This window comes from Ruegeria sp. AH12 (assembly GCF_056541465.1).
Window position 1 is genome coordinate 1 of the sequence record NZ_JBQFYL010000078.1, and the last position, 1,149, is coordinate 1,149.

Here is a 1,149-nt window from a genome sequence, read left to right on the forward strand (position 1 = left end):
CAAAATGGGAACAATCGCGATGCCTGCGGCCAGATAACCCAGCACCGATCCCAGACCCAAACGGGCGGAAAGCGGCACCGCGATCACCGCAGCTGCCAGATAGATCGATGCCTGATAAAGGAACTCGTTCATTATTGTCCTCTTAAATCCGCTCAGGTCGGGAGCGGCGCGTCGCGTTTCAATTGGTCCATCACGATCTGGCTTTGCACCCGTGCAACTGCAGGATGCGGCAGGATCACTTCGTGAAGCAAGGTATTGAGTGCGGATAAGTCTTCACAATAGACATGAAGCAGGTAATCTGCCTCACCTGTCATCGTCCAGGCGCTGGTGATCTCGGGGCGGGTGTTGACCATGCGGGCGAAGCCTGCGGATTGTTCGGGGCCATGAGTGCCCAGATGCACCTGAATGAACCCCTGAACCTGTAGCCCCAGCCTCAGCGGGTCCAGTCGTGCGGTGTACCCAGTGATATAACCCTCGGCCTCAAGGCGCTGTCGGCGACGGCCCGCCTGACTGGCGGATAGATTCAGCACATCACCCAATTGCTGCGACGTCAGATGCGCGTCGCGCTGCAAAGCTGCGAGTATTCCGATATCAATCCGATCCAGCACGTGCGGCGTTTCCCCAAAATTTGCAATCAATATGCGGAAAGTACGCATCTAAACTTAGTTTATACGAAAACAATGCGCAGAAACAGCACTCATTAAGGCGTATTTTTGAATCAGCAAAGAAATTCCTGTTTTCCGAGGAGACGCGCCATGGGTCCTTTCCCGCATAACGCCCCGAAATCTGTCATCAGCGAAGAAAACCCAGCCGGTACCGACGGGTTTGAGTTTGTTGAATTCGCACACCCCGAGCCGCAAGAGCTGCGAGACGTGTTTGCGCGAATGGGCTTCGACTATGTCGGCTATCTCCGCAACACCCCCAAGGTTGAGCTTTGGCAACAGGGTGATGTAACCTACATCCTGAACGCGGATCCTGACAGTTTTGCAGCCAAATTCGTGGCCGAGCACGGCCCCTGCGCCCCTGCCATGGGCTGGCGCGTTGTTGATGCTCAGAAGGCCTATGAGCACGCGATCGCCAAAGGGGCTGAGCCTTATGATGGCGCAGACAAGACCATGAATGTTCCGGCGATCAAGGGCATTGGTGGTT

At 55.5% G+C, this 1,149-nt stretch carries 2 protein-coding genes; one reads left to right on the forward strand and one right to left on the reverse strand.

Translation table 11 applies throughout. The features are described from left to right. Positions 1 to 152: 152 nt before the first annotated feature. Positions 153 to 608, reverse strand: a complete 456-nt coding sequence (locus tag ACR0EL_RS21725; RefSeq protein WP_170393715.1) for an Lrp/AsnC family transcriptional regulator — start codon at positions 606 to 608, stop codon at positions 153 to 155. A 147-nt stretch (positions 609 to 755) separates the two neighbouring features. On the opposite strand from ACR0EL_RS21725, the gene ACR0EL_RS21730 reads away from it, so the two are divergent. After that, a partial coding sequence (locus ACR0EL_RS21730) for a VOC family protein (protein ID WP_480502253.1) occupies positions 756 to 1,149 on the forward strand: 394 nt, incomplete at its 3' end.